The organism is Streptomyces mirabilis, from assembly GCF_039503195.1.
In the GTDB taxonomy this organism is placed as follows: domain Bacteria; phylum Actinomycetota; class Actinomycetes; order Streptomycetales; family Streptomycetaceae; genus Streptomyces; species Streptomyces mirabilis_D.
On the sequence record NZ_JBCJKP010000001.1, the window covers coordinates 4860094 to 4877496 of the forward strand.

The following is a 17403-nucleotide window of genomic DNA, read 5'->3' on the forward strand; positions in this document are numbered from 1 at the left end:
CGGGCGACGCCGAAGAACTCGCCGCCGACCCCGCCGCGATGCGCGCCCACTACCGCGCCGAGGGGCTCGTCGAGGCCGATCTCGCCGCGCATCCCATGGACCAGTTCGCCCGCTGGTTCAAGCAGGCCGCGCAGGCCTCCGTGCAGGGCATGGTGTACGAGCCGAACGCGATGGTCGTCTCCACGGCCGACGCGGAGGGCCGACCCAGCTCACGCACGGTGCTGCTCAAGCAGTACGACGAGCAGGGCTTCGTCTTCTACACCAACTACGACTCCCGCAAGGCCCGCGAGCTGTCCGAGAACCCGTACGTCTCGCTGCTCTTCCCCTGGCATCCGATGGCCCGCCAGGTCATCGTCACCGGGACGGCGCGGCGCACCGGCCGCGACGAGACCGCCGCGTACTTCCGCACCCGCCCGCACGGCTCCCAGCTCGGCGCCTGGGCCAGCGCCCAGTCCTCGGTCATCTCCTCCCGGGACGAGCTCGACGCCGCCTACGAGGAGTTGAGCGCCCGCTACCCGGAGGGGGAGCAGGTCCCCGTGCCCCCGCACTGGGGCGGCTTCCGCGTCGCCCCCCAGACGGTCGAGTTCTGGCAGGGTCGCGAGAACCGCCTCCACGACCGGCTGCGGTACGTGGTGGAGCCGGACGGCAGCTGGCGGGCGGAGCGTCTCAGTCCGTGACGTAGGCGGGGCTCAGTCAGCGACGTCGGCGGGGCTCAGCCCAGCGCCTCGTCCAGCAGTACGCCCCACTGCGCCACCACCCGTTCCCGTCGCCCCCCGTCGTTCGTGAGGAGGTTGGCGAGGCCGAGGCCGCGGGACATGTCCAGCAGGCCCTGGACCGTTTCGCGAACGCCCGGGCGGGATTCGTCGGCGGCGAGGAGTTCCACGGCGATCCGGTGCGTCTCGCGGCCCACGCGGGCCTCCAGCTCGGTGACCCTGGGGCGGAGCTGCTCCTCGTTGGAGGCGGCGACCCAGAGGTGGAGGGCGGCGCGGAAGAGGGGGCCGGTGTAGAGGTCGACCAGGGCCACGACCACCTCGCGGCGGTCGGCGGCACCCTCCGGGAACAAGGCGCGCAATGCGGTGGAGCGCTCCTCGGCGACGTACTCCACCGCGGCGGTGAACAGGTCCTCGCGGGTGCGGAAGTGGTGCTGGGCGGCCCCCCGGGACACTCCCGCGCGCTCGGCGACGACGGAGACCGTGGAGCCCGCCCAGCCGTGCTCGGCGAGACAGGCCACGGCGGCCGCGAGCAGCCGCTGCCGGGTGGCGCGGCTGCGGTCCTGCTTGGGAACGTGCGGAAGCCGGGGACTGCGGGGGGCGATCGCGACCGGATCGGTCGCGTCCGTGGTCGCGTCCGCTGCGTCCGTGGTCGCATCCGTGGTCGCGTCTGCGGCGTCCATGGGCTCCGCTTGCTCCGCGGCTTGCGTCGTGCTCACACCACCCATGCGGGATCCCGTCGTTCGAGGAAGGCCGTCATCCCCTCGCGGGCCTGCGCGGAGGAGAACAGTTCGGCCGAGAGCGCGGTCAGGGCGTCCGCGTCCCGGTCGAAGGCCTCCAGCACCCTAGCCGTGAGCAGCCGTTTCGTCTCGGCCAGGCCTTGGGGGGAGGCGCGGCGCAGGCCGTCCAGGACGGGTTCCAGGGTGATGTCGACGTCGTCGCCGGTCGCCGTCAGGAGTCCCGTCCGTACCGCCTCCGCCGCGTCGAAACGTTCACCCGTGAGGTAGTAGCGGGCGAGGGCGCGGGGGTCCGTACGGGGCAGCAGGGGAAGGGAGATCACGGCGGGCGCGACGCCGATGCGGACCTCCGTGAAGGCGAACGTGGCCTCCTTGGAGGCGATCGCCAGATCGCAGGCTCCCAGGAGCCCCAGTCCACCCGCCCGCACATGGCCCGTCACCCGGGCCACCACGGGCTTGTGCAGCTCGACGATCTGCCGCAGCAGGGCGACGAGCGCGTCCGGGTGCGGGGGGTCACGCAGGTCGGCGCCCGCGCAGAACGTGTTTCCCGTGTGGGCGAGGACGACCGCGCGGACGTCACGGTCCTTGCCGCACCGGGTGAGCCCGTCCGCGAGTTCGCCCACGAGCGCGGCGGAGAGGGCGTTGCGGTTGGCGGGCGAGTCGAGGGTGAGGGTGGTGACGGCGCGGTCGTGCGCCACACGGACAACCGGTTCAACGGTCATGACAAGCCCCGCAGTTCCCGACGCAGGATCTTTCCGGAGGCCGCCCGCGGGACGGCGTCGATGAAGGTGACGCCGCGGACCCTCTTGTACGGGGCGACGCGCTCGGCGACGTACATCATCACCTCTCCTTCGGAGAGGCCGGGGACGTCGGAGAGGTCCGCCGCCGGACCGGCCCCGGACGGCTGGCGCACCACGAAGGCGTGCGGGACTTCGTTGTTGTCCTCGTTGTAGACCCCGATGACGGCCGCGTCCGCGATGCCGGGGTGGGTGAGGAGAAGGGCCTCCAGTTCGGCGGGCGCGACCTGGAAGCCCTTGTACTTGATGAGCTCCTTGACGCGGTCGACGACGAACAGCCAGCCCTCGGTGTCCACGTGGCCCACGTCTCCGGTGTGCAGCCAGCCGTCCGGGTCGATCATCGCGGCGGTGGCTTCGGGCTGCCCCAGATAGCCCCTCATGACCTGGGGACCGCGGATGACGATCTCGCCCGCCTCCCCGACGCCGAGGTCCTTGTCGGGGTCGTCGAGGGAGACGATGCGCATCTCGGTGCCCGGGACGAGCCTGCCGACCGTTCCCGGGGGCGCGTCCTGGGCGGCGTCCAGAGGGACCAGGTGCGTGCAGGGAGACAGTTCCGTCATCCCGTAGCCCTGGCCGATGGGCGGCAGCCCGAGGCGCTCGGCGCACGCCAGCGCGAGCTTGGCGTCCAGGGGCGCGGCGGAGGAGACGATGTACTTCAGGGACGACAGGTCGTACCGCGCGACGGCCGGGTGCTTGGCCAGGGCCAGCACGATCGGCGGCGCCACGAAGAGGCCGCTGATGCGGTGCTTCTCGATGGCCGCGAGGAAGGTGTCGAGGTCGAAGCGGGGCAGTACGACGACGGTGGCGCCCTGCCTCAGGGGCGCGTTCATCAGGGCCGTCAGCCCGTAGATGTGGAAGAAGGGCAGCACCGCGAGGATGCGCTCGCCCTCGCCCATCGGCAGGAAGGGCACCAGCTGCGCCAGATTGGTGGCGATGGACCGGTGCGTGAGCATCACCCCCTTGGGTATGCCGGTCGTCCCGGAGGAGTACGGCAGGGCCGCGACGTCCGTCACCGGGTCGATGTCGATCTCCGGTTCGGGCGCGGTCGAACCGAGCAGGTCGATCAGCGAGCGATGCCCCGGCGCGCTGTCGCAGACGAAGATCTCCCGCACTCCGCCGGCGAGTTCGGCGGCCTGCCGCGCCGCCTCCAGGAGGGGCGACACGGTCACGATCCAGTTCGCGGCGCTGTCCCGCAGCTGCTTGGCGAACTCCTCGGGCGTGGCGAGCGGGTGCACGGTCGTGACCGACGCCCCCGCGCGCGTGGCGGCGTAGAACGCCGTCGGGAAAGCGATGGTGTTCGGGCTGTGCAGGGCGAGGACGTCACCCTTGCGGACGCCCGCGTCGGCGAACGCCGCGGCCAGCCGCCGGTGGAAGCGGTCCAGTTGCCCGTAGGTGAGCGTGGTGCCGTCGACTCCGTCGATCAGCGCGGGCGTGTCGCCGCGCTCGGCGGCGCGGCCGAGGACCGCCTCGTGAATGGGTTCCTCTACGGCCGGTACTTCGGCGTACTCGCTGCGGAACACGGTTCCTCCTGGAGCGGCTCGTGGAGCGGCGGGCTAGTACGACTTGGGCAGGCCCAGGGTCTGGTGGGAGACGTAGTTGAGAATCATCTCCCGGCTCACCGGAGCAATACGAGCCACGCGCGAGGCAGTTATCAACGAGGCGAGGCCGAATTCTCGGGTGAGGCCGTTGCCGCCGAGGGTGTGCACGGACTGGTCGACCGCCCTCACACAGGCCTCGCCCGCCGCGTACTTCGCCATGTTGGCGGCCTCACCTGCGGCGACGTCGTCCCCGGAGTCGTACAGGTACGCCGCCTTCTGCATCATCAGGCGGGCGAGTTCGAGGTCGATGTGGGCCTGTGCGAGGGGATGGGCGACGGCCTGGTGGGCGCCGATGGGCTGCTTCCAGACGGTGCGCTCGCGGGCGTACTCGACGGCCCTGGAGAGCGCGTAGCGGCCCATGCCGATCGCGAACGCGGCCGTCATCACCCGCTCGGGGTTGAGCCCCGCGAACAGCTGGAGCAGGCCCGCGTCCTCGTCGCCGACGAGCGCGTCGGCGGGCAGCCGCACGTCGTCGAGGGTCAGCTCGAACTGCTTCTCCGCGCTGTGGAGTTCCATGTCGATCCGCCGCCGCCCGAAGCCGTCGGCGTCGCGCGGGACGATGAACAGGCAGGGCTTGAGGCGGCCCGTCCGCGCGTCCTCCGTGCGCCCCACGATGAGGGTGGCGTCCGCGATGTCGACGCCGGAGATGAACACCTTGCGGCCGCTCAGGAGCCAGTCGGCACCGTCCCGGCGCGCGGTGGTGGTGATGCGGTGCGAGTTGGAACCCGCGTCGGGTTCGGTGATGCCGAAGGCCATGGTGCGGGTGCCGTCGGCCAGGCCCGGGAGCCACTCCTGTTTCTGGGCCTCCGTGCCGAAGCGGGCGATCACCGTGCCGCAGATCGCCGGCGACACGACCATCATCAGGAGGGGGCAGCCCGCGGCGCCGAGTTCTTCCAGGACGATGGAGAGTTCGGCTATGCCGCCGCCCCCGCCACCGTAGGCCTCCGGCAGGTTGACGCCGAGGTAGCCGAGCTTGGCGGCCTCGGACCAGAGAGTGTCGATGTCGTAGTCGCGGCCGTGGCGTTTGCCTAGGGCAGCCACGGCGGAACGGAGGGCCTTGTGCTCTTCGGTTTCTGTTGCGGGGCTCATGGGGACTCCTGGGGCCGTCATGACGCTGCGGGTTGTTTGTGGCTGGTCGCGCAGTTCCCCGCGCCCCTATCGGGGCGCTGTACTCACCGGTGTTGTCTCCACCACTGCCAGCAGGGTCCCGACCTCCACCTGTTGGCCGGGGGTGGCATGGAGGGCCGTGAGCGTGCCTGCCGTCGGCGCGGAGATCTTGTGTTCCATCTTCATCGCCTCCAGCCACAGGAGGGGCTCCCCGGCCCGTACGGCGGCTCCCGTGGCCAGTCCCTCTGCGACGCGGACGACGGTTCCGGGCATGGGAGCCAGCAGGGAGCCGGGGGCCTGCTGTGCGGTGGGGTCGGGGAAGCGGGGCAGGGCGGTGAGGGCGGTGGTGTTCACGAACACCTGGTCGCCGTACCGCGTCACCTCGAACTTCCTGCGTACGCCGTCCACTTCGAGTACGACGAGACGGGCGTCGGCGTGCACCACGCGCACCCCGTCGGCCGTGAGGCCCGCACGGGTGTGCTGGTAGCGCACCTCGTGCTCGGTGCCGGCCAGGTCGTAGCGCTTGACCTGGGGCTGCGAGGGGAGGTTGCGCCAGCCGCCGAACCGGGAGCGGGCGTGGCCCCGCGCGTCCGCCAGGGCCGCCGCCAGGGGCGCGTACGGGTCCGGGGCCGACGTCGTGAGGGCGGCGAGGTGGCGCTCGTAGAACCCGGTGTCCATGCGGGCCTCCGCGAACTCCGGGTGCCGCAAGGAGCGTACGAGCAGATCCCTGTTGGTCGCCGGGCCGTGGATGTCGGCACGTTCCAGGGCACCCGACAGCTTGCGGAGGGCCTCCGCGCGCGTGGGCGCGTACGCGATCGCCTTCGCCAGCATCGGGTCGTAGTGGACGCCGATCGGGTCGCCGTCGGTGTAACCGGTGTCCAGGCGGACGCCCTCCGGGACGGCGAGGCGGTGCAGGGTGCCGGTCTGCGGGGCCCAGGACCGCGCCGGGTCCTCGGCGTACAGCCGGGCCTCGATCGCGTGCCCACGCGCGCGTGGGGGGTCGTTCGCGAGCGCCGCGCCTTCCGCCACCTGGATCTGGAGCGCGACGAGATCGACGCCGAAGACCGCCTCCGTCACCGGGTGTTCGACCTGGAGGCGGGTGTTCATCTCCAGGAAGTGGGCCTTGCCGTCGGCGACCAGGAACTCGACCGTTCCCGCGCCCACGTAGTCGACGGCTCGGACGGCCCGCACGGACAGGTCGTAGAGGGTTTCCGTGAGGTCTCCGAGACCGGGGGCCGGGGCCTCCTCGACGACCTTCTGATGGCGGCGCTGGAGGGAGCAGTCGCGGGTGCCGAGCGCCCAGACCGTGCCGTGCGCGTCGGCGAGGATCTGCACTTCCACGTGCCGACCGCCCTCTACGTAGGGCTCGACGAAGACCTCGCCGTCTCCGAAGGCGCTGAGGGCCTCGGCGCGGGCGGCGCTCAGCTCGGCGTCGAGGGCGTCGAGCTCGCGTACGACGCGCATCCCGCGTCCGCCACCGCCCGCGGCCGCCTTGACGAGCACCGGGAGATCGGCGGCGGTGACCGTCTCCAGCGGTTGCAGCCCCATCAGTTTCCTGGCGCGCGTCTTGGAGGCCATCGCCTCGATGGCCTCGGGCGGCGGCCCGATCCAGACGAGGCCCGCGTCGAGGACGGCCCGCGCGAAGCCGGGGTTCTCGGAGAGGAAGCCGTACCCGGGGTGCACGGCGTCCGCGCCCGCGCTGAGGGCGGCCTTCACGATCAGGTCGCCGCGCAGATACGTGTCCGAGGGCGCCGCCCCCGGCAGCCGTACCGCCTCGTCGGCCACACGCGTGTGGAGGGCGTTCTCGTCGGCGTCCGAGTACACGGCGACGGTCCGGATCCCCAACTCACCGCAGGTGCGGAAGACCCGGCAGGCGATCTCGCCCCGATTGGCCACGAGGACGGAACTAATCACTGGGACCTCACATCCGGAAGACGCCGAAGCCACCGCGCGCACCCTCATAGGGGGCCGTGTGGATCGCGGACAGGCACAGGCCGAGAACGGTGCGGGTGTCGCGGGGGTCGATGACCCCGTCGTCGTACAGCCGCCCGGACAGGAACATCGGTAGGGACTCCGACTCGATCTGCTGCTCCACCATGGCGCGCAGGGCCGCGTCGGCGTCCTCGTCGTAGGGCTGCCCCTTGGCCGCGGCCGACTGCCGGGCGACGATCGAGAGGACGCCCGCGAGCTGCTGGGGACCCATGACGGCGGACTTGGCGCTGGGCCAGGCGAACAGGAAGCGCGGGTCGTAGGCGCGCCCGCACATGCCGTAGTGACCGGCTCCGTAGGAGGCCCCCAGGAGGACGGACAGGTGGGGGACCTTCGAGTTGGAGACGGCGTTGATCATCATCGCGCCGTGCTTGATGATCCCGCCCTGCTCGTACTCCTTGCCGACCATGTAGCCGGTGGTGTTGTGCAGGAAGAGGAGAGGGATGTCGCGCTGGTTGGCGAGCTGGATGAACTGGGCGGCCTTCTGGGACTCGGCGCTGAACAGCACTCCTTGGGTGTTGGCCAGGATGCCGACGGGATAGCCGTGGAGGGTTGCCCAGCCGGTCGTGAGGCTCGTCCCGTAGAGGGGCTTGAACTCGTCGAAGTCGGAGCCGTCGACCACGCGGGCGATGACCTCGCGCGGGTCGAAGGGGTGTCGGAGGTCGCCGGGGACGATTCCCAGGAGCTCGTCCTCGTCGTACTTGGGGGGCTCGGCCGGACCGGGATCGCCGAACGCCTTGCGGTGGTTGAGCCGGGCGACGACGCGCCTGGCCTGGCGGAGGGCGTCCTGTTCGTCGACGGCGAAGTAGTCCGCGAGACCCGACACGCGCGCGTGCATCTCGGCGCCGCCCAGGGACTCGTCGTCGCTCTCCTCGCCGGTCGCCATCTTCACCAGCGGCGGCCCGCCCAGGAAGACCTTCGCCCGCTCCTTGACCATGATCACGTGGTCGGACATGCCGGGGATGTACGCGCCCCCGGCGGTGGAGTTGCCGAAGACGACGGCGACGGTCGGGATCCCCGCCGCCGACAACCTGGTGAGGTCGCGGAAAATCGCTCCCCGGGGATGAAGATCTCCTTCTGCGACGGCAGATCGGCGCCGCCCGACTCCACCAGGCTGATGCACGGCAGCCGGTTGGCGAGGGCGATGTCGTTGGCCCGCAGGGCCTTCTTCAGGCTCCAGGGATTACTGGCGCCGCCCCGCACGGTCGGGTCGTTCGCGGTGATCAGGCACTCCACGCCCTCGACGACCCCGATCCCGGTCACCAGTGACGCGCCGACCGCGTACTCGCTCCCCCAGGCCGCGAGCGGCGACAGCTCCAGGAACGGGGTGTCGGGGTCGAGCAGCAGCTCGATGCGTTCACGGGCGAGCAGCTTGCCGCGCTTGCGGTGCCGGGCCACGTACTTCTCGCCGCCGCCCGCGAGCGCCTTGGCGTGTTCGGTGTCCAGCTCGGCGAGCTTGGCGAGCATGGCCTCGCGGTGGGCGGTGTAGTCGGGGGCGGCGGTGTCCAGGGCGGACGCCAGGACCGTCACAGCAGAGCCTCCGGGATGTCGAGGTGGCGGGAACGGAGCCATTCGCCCAGGGCCTTGGCCTGGGGGTCGAAGCGGTGCTGGGAGGCGACGCCTTCGCCGAGGATTCCTTCGACGACGAAGTTGAGGGCGCGGAGGTTCGGCAGAGTGTGACGGACAACTTTCAGATGACAGCTTTCAGTTATCAGACTCTGAAATCTGTCAGCTGTCAGTTGGTGAACCAGCCAGCGCCACGCGTCATCCGATCGCACCCACACCCCGACATTCGCGTTGCCACCCTTGTCCCCACTGCGCGCACCCGCGACCACGCCCAGAGGAGCGCGTCGCGTCGGCCCCGGAGGGAGCGGTTCGGGCAGAGCGGGCTCGGGCGCCGGTTCGAGTACGAGGGTGTCGGTGGCCGGGGCAACCGGCACCCGTCGCCCGTCGTGGAGGACCGCCACATGCTCCACGGCGCCCTGGGGGACGTACACGACCTCGAAGACCCCGTAGGGGGAGCCCTTTCCCGGGGGCGCGATCACGTGGAAGCCGGGGTAGCTGGCCAGGGCCAGTTCGATGGCGGCGCCGCTGAGGGTGCGGCCCACCGCGTCCTGGTCGGGGTCACGTACGACGAGGCGCAGGAGGGCGCTCGCGGTCTCCTCCGTGGGGGCGTCGGGGTGGTCGGTGCGGGCGAGGTCCCAGCGGACCTCCGTGGGACGCGACTTGGCCGCGTCGAGGGCCGCCTCCATCTGGTCCCGGACGAGGGCGGCCTTCGCCTCGATGTCGAGGCCGGTGAGGACGAAGACGACTTCGTTGCGGTAGCCGCCGAGGCGGTTGAGGCCGACCTTGAGGGTGGGGGGCGGGGCCTCGCCGCGTACACCGGAGACGCGGACGCGGTCGGGGGCCTCCTGGGTGAGGCGGACCGAGTCGAGGCGGGCGGTGACGTCGGGGCCCGCGTACCGGGCGCCGGAGGTCTCGTAGAGGAGCTGTGCGGTGACGGTGCCGATGTCCACGAGGCCGCCGGAGCCGCCGTGCTTGGTGATGACGCTGGTGCCGTCCTCGTGGAGTTCGGCGAGCGGGAATCCCGGGTGACGAAGGCGCGCCGGGTCGTGGTCGGTGAAGAAGGCGTAGTTGCCGCCGGTGGCCTGGGTGCCGCATTCCAGGACGTGACCGGCGACGACGGCGCCGGCGAGGCGGTCGTACGCGTCCGGCGCCCAGCCGAAGTGGGCGACGGCGGGCCCGGTGACCAGCGCCGCGTCGGTGACCCGACCGGTCACCACGATGTCCGCGCCCTCGCGCAGACAGGTGGCGATCCCGGCACCACCGAGGTAGGCGTGCGCGGCGAGGCTCCTGGGGTGGCCGGCGGTCAGGTCGTCGCCCTCGACGTGGGCGACACGCACCGGTATGCCGAGGCGGTCGGCCAACTGCCGCACGGCGTCCGCGAGTCCGGCGGGGTTGAGGCCGCCGGCGTTCGCCACGATCCGCACGCCCCGCTCGTGCGCGAGGCCGAGGCACTCCTCCAACTGGCCCAGGAAGGTGCGGGCGTAGCCGCCGGAGGGGTTCTTGAGGCGGTCGCGGCCGAGGATGAGCATGGTGAGTTCGGCGAGGTAGTCGCCGGTGAGGACGTCCAGGGGGCCGCCGGTGAGCATCTCGCGCATCGCGTCGAAGCGGTCGCCGTAGAAGCCGGAGGCGTTGCCTATCCGCAGGGGCGCGACGGTCACCTGGCGTCTCCCTTGGACGCGCGGCCCTGTCCGGGTGGACCCGCGAAGGCCTGTGCGATGTCCAGCCAGCGGTCGGCGTCGGGGCCGTCCGCCCGTACGGCGAGGTCGCCGCGGTGGGCCCGCTGGGTGACCAGAAGACAGAAGTCGAGGGCGGGACCGGTGACGCGCTGGGGTGCCTCTTCGGGCCCGTACGTCCACACCTCACCCTGGGGGCCGACCAGTTCGACGCGGAACTCGGTGGCGGGCGGAGTGAGCCCCCGTACGTGGAAGGCGAAGTCCCGGGCCCGTACGCCGATGCGGGCCACGTGGCGGAGGCGGTCGGTGGGAGTGCGCGTCACGCCCAGCGCGTCCGCCACGTCCTGGCCGTGGGCCCAGGTCTCCATCAAGCGGCCGGTGGCCATGGAGGCGACCGACATGGGCGGCCCGTACCAGGGGAAGCGGGTGCCGGCGGGGGCCGCGCGGAGGGCCTCTTCCAGCGCCGTTCGCCCCGCCCGCCAGTCGCCGAGCAGTGCGGCGGGCGGCAGCCCGGCCCCCTCCTCCGCGCCCTCGTCCACGAATCCGCCGGGCGAGGCCATCGCCTTCTCGACCAACGTGGCGAAGGCCTCGGCGTCCGTCACGGCGAGCAGGGCGGAACGGTCCGTCCAGGCCAGGTGGGCGATCTGGTGAGCGACGGTCCAGCCGGCGGCGGGGGTGGCGAGTGCCCAGCGGCTCTCTGCCAAGTCCCCCACCAGCAGGTCGAGTTCTTCGCTCTCCCGGTGCAGATCGTCGATCACTGACGACGGGTCGGACACGATGGGGCTCCCCTCGGGGCACGACGGTGTGCGGCGGCGCGCGGGCGATGCGCCGCGAAGTGCGGCGATGCGCGGCGGGCGTGCGGAGTCTTTCGCGGTGCGCTCTGGAGCATGGCAGCGGCCACAGAAACAAGCAAGCATGCTTGCATTAATTGATGTGCCGAGCGGACCACGGGAAGAACCCGGAGCGGGCCGCAAGAAGACGTCCCGCGCGGGCCGAAGGAAACGGAAGGCGCCCTCGGGCGCCGCCTCCGCGGTCAGCGTGGACACCGCCGGCAGAGCTCCCTGGTCGGTGCGCAGGCCGACGCCGTCCGCGAGGAGGACGACGGCCGGTTCGTCGTCGGCGGAGACCGCGGCGAGTACGTCGGCTGTCGTGAGACCCGCCCAGGAGGGGTCGTCGACGGCCTGGCCGCGGGGCTCGAAGTCTCCGGGGCCCCAGGGCGGAGACAGCGCGCGTTTCAGCGCCGTCCACGCCCTTCGTCGCCGAAGTCGGTCCTGACGACCAGGAGTCAGGCGTCGTCGCCGTGCGCGGACGCGCCCCGGCTCATCGCGAGGACCGCGTCGCGTCGGCTGAGCGCGCCGAACGGGGAACCGCCGGTCGGGGTGTCGCTCCCGTAGATCCAGGTGGGGCCGTCGGCGAGGTGGTCGAGGGCCGCCGCCGCGACGTCGTCGGGGTCGGCGAGTTCTCCGTACGGCTTGCCCTCGGCGTCGAACGCCCGGCGCATGGACGGGGTGTCGGTCTTGCCGAGGACGAGCCCCAGTACGTCGACCCCGCGGGTGCGCCACTCCGCCCACAGACTCTCCGCGAGGATCAGGTCGAACGCCTTCGTGGCGCCGTAGGCGGCGAGCGTCGCACCGCCCGCCCAGGCCGCGCCCGACGTCACCCGTTCTTCGCCCTGCCCCGCCCCACCTGTGTCCGTACCGCCCCCATGCTCGCGGCGATGACCAGGGCGATCGCGAGAGCCTCGGTGGCGGAGAGCGCCTGGTCCAGGACGAGGAAGCCGGCGGTCGCGGCGACGGCGGGCTCCAGGCTCATCAGGATGGCGAAGGTCGCGGCGGGCAGGCGGCGCAGCGCGAGCAGTTCGAGGGTGTACGGCAGCACGGAGGACATGACGGCGACCGCGCCGCCCAGGGCCACGGTCGTCGGGTCGATCAGCCGGGTCCCGGACTCGGCGATCCCCAGCGGCAGGAACGCCACCGCCGCGACCACCATGGCGAGCGCGAGCCCGTCCGCCTGGGGGAAGCGTCGGCCCGTACGCGCGCTGAAGACGATGTACGCCGCCCACATCGCGCCCGCGCACAGGGCGAAGGCGACGCCGACCGGGTCGAGGGAGCTGAAGCCTCCGCCGCCGAGCAGGAAGACGCCGCCGAGGGCGAGGCCCGCCCAGAGGAGGTTCAGGGCGCGGCGGGAGGTGAGGACCGAGAGGACGAGCGGGCCGAGGACCTCGAGGGTGACGGCGGGGCCCAACGGGATACGGGCGACCGACTGGTAGAAGAGGCCGTTCATCGCGGCCATGGTGAGACCGAAGATCACGACCGTGCCCCAGTCCGCCCGCGAGTGCCCGCGCATCTTGGGCCGGCAGACGGCCATCAGCACGATCGCGGCCACCAGCAGGCGCAGGGTGACGACTCCGAGCGCGCCGGTGCGCGGCATGAGAGTGACCGCCAACGCGCCACCGAACTGCACCGAGATGCCTCCGGCCAGGACCAGCCCCACGGGGCCGAGGGCACCCCATCGGCTCGGGACTCCCTCGCCCGGGGCGGGCGCGGGCGCCATCGCCGGGGCGGACGGGGCTGCGCTGAGGGTATCCAACGACTCCTGCTTTTCTGTGTGTCACTGCGTGTGGGTGCGTAGGGGTGAGCGTGTCCCGCTCTGTTTGGTTGCGACCAATGGACTGTCCTGATGTTCGAGGTGGGAACGGGTGACCTTTCTCGGTGCGGCTCGTTGACCTGTGCGACAAGCGGATCAAAGGGCGGTCGGGGGTGAGTGTGGTGCGCGGGAGCGGGGAGCGGTCGGTTTCGGGTCTGCGTGGACTGGCTGAGCCGTTTGTCGCCGCGGGCCCGTCGGGTGTGGCGGTGCGTGACCGGCTGAGACACCTCACGGCTGAGGACGAGAGAGTGCTGCGGCTGGTCGGCGCGCACCTTGGCGTGCTCGCCTCGCGGGATCTCAAAGCGCGGTGCGCGGACGGCCTGGAGCATTGCGCGGACACGTGGGCGGCGCGGAAGCGGGAGCTGACCTCGTTGTCGTCGTCCCGGTGGGCCGGGTCGGTCACCAAGGCCAGCCACGATCAGTGGGCGCTGTCGCGGCGTTGCCTCGTGGCGCACATCCACAGCCTGGAGGCCGGGATCAGGGCGATTCGACATCGCCTGTCGCTGCCCGTGGGTGAGAGGGGATCCCGGCATGCTCCGGGCGGCTACCGGTCCGCGAGGGAGTGGCACGCGAAGTCGCGTCGGCTGGCAGTGTTGAAGGACCGGCACACGGCGGCCGTCGAGGACTGGCAGGCCGGACGCGTTCACGCGGTGCGAGGCGGCACACGGCTGGCGAACACCCGGCACCACCTGACCGAGGCCGGGCTCACCGAGGCACAGTGGCGGCAGCGGTGGGAGGCGGAGCGCTGGTTCCTCGCCGCTGACGGGGAATCCGGGAAGCGATACGGGAACGAGACCATCCGCGTCACGCCGGACGGTGAGATCAGTATCAAGCTGCCTGCCCCGCTGGCGGAACTCGCCAACTCCGGGCACGGCCGGTACGTCCTCGCCTCCCGAGTCACCTTCCCGCACCGGGGTCCCGAGTGGGCCGACCGAGTGGAGGCCAACCGGGCCATCGCCTACCGCATCCACCTGGATGTCGCGCGGGGCCGCTGGTACCTGACCGCCTGCCGGCAGTACGCGCCCGCCCCCGCGATCCCGCTGGAAGCGGCCCTCGCGCACGGTGTGATCGGGGTGGACACCACCGCCGACCACCTCGCCGCCTGGCGCCTCGACCACCACGGCAATCCCGTTGGCAGTCCACGCCGCTTCTTCTACGACCTGACCGGCAACGCGGATCACCGCGACGCCCAGGTCCGCCACGCCCTGTCTCGCCTGCTGAACTGGGCCAGGACGTGCGGTGTGAAGGCCATCGCCGTTGAGGATCTGGACTTCACCGCCGAGAGGACAAGGGAGAAGCACGGCCGCAAGAAGCGGTTTAGGCAACTGCTCTCCGGCATGCCCACCGGCAAGCTCCGTGCCCGCCTCACCTCGATGGCCGACGCGACCGGCATTGCGGTCATCGCCGTCGATCCCGCTTACACATCCAAGTGGGGAGCCCAACACTGGCAGCGCCCCACGACCAGTACATCCCGCAAGACCAGCCGACACGATGCGGCGAGCATCGCGATCGGCAGGCGCGCCCAGGGACACCCGATCCGGCGACGGACGGCACCGCCCCACGACGACCAGAGCGATCGTCGTGGGCATCGGACCGTCCAGGCCCGACCGGGCGTCCTCAGGCGTGAGGGAACCCGCCCCCGTGTTCCCGGACCGCGCACACGATGCGCCGGGCCCGGACACGGCGCGAACGCGGGAGACCAGCGTGTCCAACACCGTTCGGGACACGCGGCTGAGCATGAGATCTGGCAACAGGACTCACTCCCGCTCAGTCTCTAGAAACGGTGTTCACGGGGCCTTCCAGGGGATCGACTTGGAAGTCGTGCATCAAGGTGCACTTCTCAGTCCACAGTAATGGACTAAGTCAGGCACGTGAACCCCTTATGCGCCTGTCCAGGGTGCCTCGTCGCGGAAGAGGGGCCGACCGTCGGGCAGATAGCCGTCAAGGGGGTCCCGCAGAGGATCGGGATCGGGAAGGGAGCCGGGATCGGGGAGGGGGTAGGGGCCGGGGAAGGGGCAGGGGCCGGGGAGGGGGTAGGGATCGGGAGACGCACCGGGGTACCGGGCCCCCTCGGCCCCGGACTGCCCGGCGGCCCCGTAGTACGCGTACTGCGGGGCCGCTTCCGCCACGAAGCCCCCCGCGCAATCCATCGGCACCCCGGCGGGCACCCCCGTCGGCGCTCCCACAGGCACCCCGGTCGACATCCCCTCCGGCACCGCGCCGGTCGGCATCCCCACCGGCACCGCGCCGCCCACCGGAACCTCCGCCTCCGTGAACAGCGGCAGCCGCAGCTCTCCGGTGTCCATCAGCGCGTTGTTCTGCGATCCGTGCAGACGGGCGTACGCGCCGCCGCGGGCCAGGAGTTCGTCGTGGCGGCCGGTTTCGACCACACGGCCGCGGTCGACGACGAGGATACGGTCGGCGTCGGGCGCGAGGTTGAGGTCGTGGGTGATCATGATCGTCGTACGGCCCTGCATCAGACGCCGCAGCGGCTTGATCACGCGGCGCGCGGCCATCGCGTCCAGGCCGGTCGTCGGCTCGTCGAGGACGAGGACGGGGGCGTCGCGCAGGATGGCGCGGGCGATGGCGAGCCGCTGGAGCTGGCCGCCGGAGAGGCGGGCCGAGTTGGGGTCGATCTTGGTGGCGTATCCGTCCGGCAGCTTCACGATGAAGTCGTGCGCGTCGGCGGCGCGCGCGGCCGCCACCAGCGCCTCGTCGCTCGCGCCGGGGCGCCCGCAGCCGATGTTGGCGCGGACGGTGTCGTGCAGGACGAGGGTCTCCTGCGGCAGCAGCGTGACGTACTCACGCAGCCGGGCCAGCGGGAAGTCGCCCACCGGGACGCCGTCGAGGAGCACGGAGCCGGCGTCCGGGTCGTAGAAGCGCAGGAGGAGCTTGGACACGGTGGACTTGCCCGCGCCGCTCGGGCCGGTGACGATGACGAGCTCGCCGGGGTTGACCTGGAAGGACAGGCCGCGCAGGGCGTCGGTGTCCGCACCGGGGTAGCGGAAGGTGGCCTCGCGGACCTCCACGGCGCCGTCGGGGCGGCCGAGCCGGCTCTCCGCCGAGCGCGCCGGGTCGGCGACCGCGGGCCGCACATCGAGAATCTCGATCAGCCGTTCGGCGCCGGCGGTGGCGGCGGCGATGGTCAGGCCGAGCTGGGCCAGGCCGCGCACGGGCGGGTAGAGGTAGCCGAGGAACGCGGCGAAGGCGAGCAGTTGACCGAGGGTCATCCGGCCGCCGGAGATCTCCCACGCGCCGAGGCCGATGACCGCGAGCACGCAGATCGTCTCGATGACCTGGACGAGCTGCTCGTACAGCTCGTTGAGGCGCCCGGAGCGTACGGAGGCCCTGAACCAGGCGTTCGCCTCCTGGTTCAGCCGCCGCCGCTCGGCGTCACGGCGGTCGTACGCCTGGGTGAGGACGATGTTGCCGAGGGACTCCTCGACGACGGAGGTGATCGCGCCGTCGGCGACCCGGCCGTCGCGCGAGACGGACTTGATGGAGCCGGAGAAGCGGCGGGCGGCCAGCCAGAACAGGGGGGCGAGCACGAAGGTCGCCGCGGCCAGGTCCCAGCGCAGCCAGAAGGCGGCGGCCGCGTAGAAGAGCGCACTGAACGCCGCCGACGCCGCGCCCACGAGCCCGGACACGACCAACGTCTCGATCGACTCGACGTCGCTGGTCAGCCGGGACAACAGATCGCCCTGACGGTGCCGTTGGAAGAAGTGCGGCGGCAAGTGTTGTACGTGGTCGAAGACATGCTCGCGCAGCCGCATCACGAAGCGCTCGGTGACCCAGGTGGCGAGGGAGTTGCCCGCGTAGGCGACGGCGGCGCCGAGCACGGCGACGGCCAGCCATTCGGCGGCCGGGGCCCAGAACGCGGCCAGTGAGCCCTGTTGCAGGGCGTGGTCGGTCAGATCGCCGAAGAGGAGGATGGCGGCGGTCTCGGCGAGGGCTGCCAGGACCGTGCACAGCCAGATGGCCAACAGCCAGCTCCGCAGTCCCCTGGTCAGCGGCCAGAAGCGCCGGAAGGCGGTACGGGCGGGAATGGTCGGCGTGTCGTGGTCGAGTTCATCGTCGTCCTCGTACGCGTCGTCCTCGTACCGATCGTCCGCGACCGCGCCGACGCCGGTTTTCACGTATTCCTCTTGTTTCTCGTACCCCTGATTCCGCATTTGCCGGGTCATGGCCCTCCTCATTTGAATTGCAGGCCGCGCCGTGGAATTCAAAGAGAGAGGCCGACGGCGCGCCGTCGGCCTCTCCGCTACCGCTCGATCAGCGTTCGTCGTTGGGGAACGGCTTGGGGAGCGGCTTGTGCGCCTTCTTGCGCGGCTTCGGCGCCGGCGGGGGCGGGAGCTGCTTCGACTTGGGCTTGGGGGGCAGGGGGGCAAGCTTCTTGAAGCTCATGCCAACTCCTTGAGGTTTCTGGCTACGCAAGAGCGAGCGCAATAGTGCGATGGTGCGAGAATTCTCTGCGGACTCGGGCGGGAATTCCTGGTCGTCACCTCGGTTTTCCCTGCTGCCCGACATGAGGGAACCTACACGGCCCGCACCCCAAGGCACAGCAAAATGCAGCACATGAC

General features: G+C 71.5%; 12 protein-coding genes and 3 pseudogenes. 2 read left to right on the forward strand and 13 right to left on the reverse strand.

Annotation, left to right across the window (positions count from 1 at the left end; all coding sequences use genetic code 11):
• Positions 1–38 precede the first annotated feature (38 nt).
• The gene (gene pdxH, locus AAFF41_RS22420) at positions 39–677 is read left to right on the forward strand and encodes a pyridoxamine 5'-phosphate oxidase (protein ID WP_060901760.1); all 639 of its coding nucleotides are present in this window, start codon (positions 39–41) and stop codon (positions 675–677) included.
• A gap of 35 nt (positions 678–712) precedes the next feature.
• Here the strand turns inward: pdxH and AAFF41_RS22425 are convergent, their stop codons facing one another.
• From AAFF41_RS22425 to AAFF41_RS22470, 11 genes and pseudogenes are all read right to left on the reverse strand, one after another.
• Positions 713–1393: a TetR/AcrR family transcriptional regulator gene (locus tag AAFF41_RS22425; RefSeq protein ID WP_343324524.1), complete on the reverse strand. Its 681-nt coding sequence runs from the start codon at positions 1391–1393 to the stop codon at positions 713–715.
• Between the two features lie 32 nt (positions 1394–1425).
• Complete coding sequence (locus AAFF41_RS22430) at positions 1426–2169, reverse strand: enoyl-CoA hydratase family protein (protein ID WP_054235649.1); 744 nt, start codon at positions 2167–2169, stop codon at positions 1426–1428.
• On the reverse strand, positions 2166–3764 hold the full coding sequence (locus AAFF41_RS22435) for a 4-coumarate--CoA ligase family protein (RefSeq protein ID WP_319748772.1): 1599 nt from the start codon (positions 3762–3764) through the stop codon (positions 2166–2168). The genes AAFF41_RS22430 and AAFF41_RS22435 overlap by 4 nt, the downstream gene beginning before the upstream one ends.
• Before the next feature lie 33 nt (positions 3765–3797).
• Positions 3798–4931 (reverse strand): acyl-CoA dehydrogenase family protein, encoded by a 1134-nt coding sequence (locus AAFF41_RS22440; RefSeq protein WP_054235651.1) that lies wholly within the window; start codon positions 4929–4931, stop codon positions 3798–3800.
• A 66-nt stretch (positions 4932–4997) separates the two neighbouring features.
• Positions 4998–6863, reverse strand: a complete 1866-nt coding sequence (locus tag AAFF41_RS22445; protein ID WP_319748771.1) for an acetyl/propionyl/methylcrotonyl-CoA carboxylase subunit alpha — start codon at positions 6861–6863, stop codon at positions 4998–5000.
• Positions 6864–6870: 7 nt separating this feature from the next.
• Positions 6871–8468, reverse strand: a pseudogene (locus tag AAFF41_RS22450) (acyl-CoA carboxylase subunit beta).
• Entirely contained in the window at positions 8465–10162 is a 1698-nt protein-coding gene (locus AAFF41_RS22455; RefSeq protein ID WP_343324525.1) for an acyclic terpene utilization AtuA family protein, read from the reverse strand. The pseudogene AAFF41_RS22450 and the gene AAFF41_RS22455 overlap by 4 nt, the downstream one beginning before the upstream one ends.
• A complete protein-coding gene (locus AAFF41_RS22460; protein WP_343324526.1) occupies positions 10159–10953 on the reverse strand; it encodes a TIGR03084 family metal-binding protein in 795 nt (264 codons plus the stop codon). Before AAFF41_RS22460 ends, AAFF41_RS22455 begins: the two co-directional genes overlap by 4 nt.
• Before the next feature lie 231 nt (positions 10954–11184).
• Positions 11185–11577 (reverse strand): annotated as a pseudogene (locus AAFF41_RS51635) (DUF6924 domain-containing protein); the annotation flags it as partial.
• On the reverse strand, positions 11463–11837 hold the full coding sequence (locus AAFF41_RS22465) for an SDR family oxidoreductase (RefSeq protein WP_319748767.1): 375 nt from the start codon (positions 11835–11837) through the stop codon (positions 11463–11465). The gene AAFF41_RS22465 and the pseudogene AAFF41_RS51635, both read right to left, overlap by 115 nt.
• Entirely contained in the window at positions 11834–12730 is an 897-nt protein-coding gene (locus AAFF41_RS22470) for an EamA family transporter (protein ID WP_319748864.1), read from the reverse strand. Before AAFF41_RS22470 ends, AAFF41_RS22465 begins: the two co-directional genes overlap by 4 nt.
• Before the next feature lie 215 nt (positions 12731–12945).
• Here AAFF41_RS22470 and AAFF41_RS22475 point away from each other — a divergent pair.
• Positions 12946–14601 (forward strand): annotated as a pseudogene (locus tag AAFF41_RS22475) (IS200/IS605 family accessory protein TnpB-related protein).
• 102 nt (positions 14602–14703) lie between these two features.
• On the opposite strand, the gene AAFF41_RS22480 reads toward AAFF41_RS22475, so the two are convergent.
• Complete coding sequence (locus AAFF41_RS22480; RefSeq protein WP_343324528.1) at positions 14704–17007, reverse strand: ABC transporter ATP-binding protein; 2304 nt, start codon at positions 17005–17007, stop codon at positions 14704–14706.
• An 88-nt stretch (positions 17008–17095) separates the two neighbouring features.
• Positions 17096–17227, reverse strand: a complete 132-nt coding sequence (locus tag AAFF41_RS22485) for a hypothetical protein (protein WP_256258009.1) — start codon at positions 17225–17227, stop codon at positions 17096–17098.
• Between the last annotated feature and the right edge of the window lie 176 nt (positions 17228–17403).